We start from the raw sequence: 2,492 nt of genomic DNA on the forward strand, positions 1-2,492 counted from the left end.
CCACTACTAATAGGTAATGTATAGGCTTTGCTATGAACTGTATTAGATGAAAACGAGGTTACATCTATTAAACTACCTAAGGAAACTTCATATATCGATACAGAAATAGGTAAAGAATACGCTAGTTCTACTACTACATTAAAAGTAGCTCCTTGAGTTATAGGATTTGGAAAAACCTTAAACTCTTTTATTAAAATACTATTAGATTCATCCTCTGGCAATCCCGGATTTTCCTCCACCACCAATTGATGATAGTCATACAACTCACATCCTGATGCATTGGTCGCCTTCAAGCCAATCTCATACACTCCTTCTTCTGCAAACTTTATAACTGCCGTTTGCGCATTTGAAGAAATAATTTCAGCAGCTATTGGAAACAACCACTCGTATACTTCTGTTGTAGTCTCACTTACATTAATCAAAATGATTTCTTCATCTTTATATGTATGGGAAGCCACTAAATATTCCGATACTATCGATTCTGTTAACACCTCTACAAATACCGTATCTGTATAACTACAGCCATTTATTGTGCTTACCGTTAAAGTATATGTCCCTTGTTCATTTATTGTTACACTATTTGCTGAACTAGTAAATCCTGTGTCGGAAGTCCAACTGTAAGTAACATCTGTTCCTGTTACTTCTGGAGTAAGAGTCGTGTTTTGACCTTGACACAAGGTAATTATTTCAGGTAATTCAAAAAACACTTGTGCAGGCTCTTGTAATGTATAACTAAAAGGAACAGAACAGTTATTCTGAGTATCCGTAATGGTTCCTGTATAGGTACCTCCCGATAAACCCGTAACAGTAAAACCACTTAATGAAGGATTATCCCAACTAATAGCAAATTGATTACTACCGCCACTTACCGCTAAACTAATACTACCCGAATTAGGCATCCCACAACTCACATCAACCAGAGTTTCTGTAATGCTAATTCCTCCAGCAGCTAAAACACTACCTCCTGTAAAAAGCTGCTCGCAACCGTTAGCATCACTAACCAATACCACATAATTCCCTACTGCTGCATTGCTTATCGTAGCAGTGCTAGCTCCCGTATTCCATTGATAACTATAAGGTGCTGTACCTCCTGTGGCAGTAATGGTGATACTACCATCGGAGTTCCCTCCACAGGATACCGCTGTACTACTGAAAGCACCTCCTATTGCGCTGGGCTCAGTAAGGATTACACTAACCGTTTGTACCGCATTATTTACATCTCTAACACTAACTGTATACTCTCCTGCTACAAGATTTGCAAGACTGGCTTGATTGCTTATTGACCCATTAGGTAAATTCCAAGTGTACACATAAGGACCAACACCTCCTGTTACATTCAAACTTATTTGTCCTGTTGCTTGCCCATAACAACCAATTGGAGTATCGATACTAGGGGTAACCACTAAAGGGCTAGGAGCTGTAATAACAATATTGTTAAGAGTGGTTTGACATCCTACCTGATCGGTAATAACTACACTATAACTCCCCGCTGTAAGACCCATTACATCTTCTGTAGTACTACCCGTATTCCATAAGTAACTATAAGGCATCACACCTCCTGTAACAGTAATATCTATAGCTCCTGTGTTTTGACCATTAATTAAAACATTTGTCTGGCTGGTAAGGGTTGCATTTAACTGGGTATTTGTAGTAATGGTTTGACTATTGGTAGTAACTGTACAACCATTGGCATCGGTAATCGTACAAAAATATGTTCCTACACTTAAATTAATAAGGTCTTCTGTTGTACCAATGGTAGTATTATTTTGATCTTTCCATACAAAAGTATAAGGCAAAGTACCTCCTGACACACTCATATCAATGGCTCCTGTAGCACTTCCAAAACACGCTATAGCCGTTGTAGTAATACCATCTATTCCTAAAGCACTAGGTTGTGTTACGGTATAGCTGGTCGTATAACTACTAGAGGGTGTATTGGAATCGGTAATAGTAACACTATAGGTATTGGCTGCTAAACCGGATAGCGCATAGGTAGTCGCTCCTGTATCCCAACCTATTGAATAAGGTGGTAAACCACCTTGCGGACTCACTTGGATACTCGCTGTAGCTTGTCCATAACAAGCAATCGAAGTTAACTCTTGAATCGTAGCTGTTAAGGGTTGGATAACCGAAATCGTATAGCTATTCGCAATACTGCATCCATTGGCATCCGTAACTACTAAATCATAAACACCTATAGGCTGGTTGGTTAAGGAAGCACTATTAGTACCAACACCTGCTCCTGAAGAAGTCCATGCATACATATAAGGAGGCGTACCTGTAGTAACCACCACAGCAATACTTCCATCAGAAGCACCAACTGCCGATACTGGAGTAATGCTTTGAGAATCGAAAACCAAAGCCGTGGGCTGATCAATAACGATGTTGTTTACACTGTAAACACATCCTTTTGTATCGGTAATAACACAAGAATACGTACCTGGTGCTAGATTATTTATATTTTGAGTGGTTGCTATGACTTGATTTTGCTC

1 protein-coding gene is annotated in these 2,492 nt (G+C 39.2%); it reads right to left on the reverse strand.

The annotated features are described in order from the left end of the window. A partial coding sequence (locus tag NHF47_RS17075; protein WP_252766126.1) for a SprB repeat-containing protein occupies positions 1-2,492 on the reverse strand: 2,492 nt, incomplete at both ends.

It is taken from the genome of Flavobacterium sp. NRK F7 (assembly GCF_024054195.1).
Taxonomy (GTDB): domain Bacteria; phylum Bacteroidota; class Bacteroidia; order Flavobacteriales; family Flavobacteriaceae; genus Flavobacterium.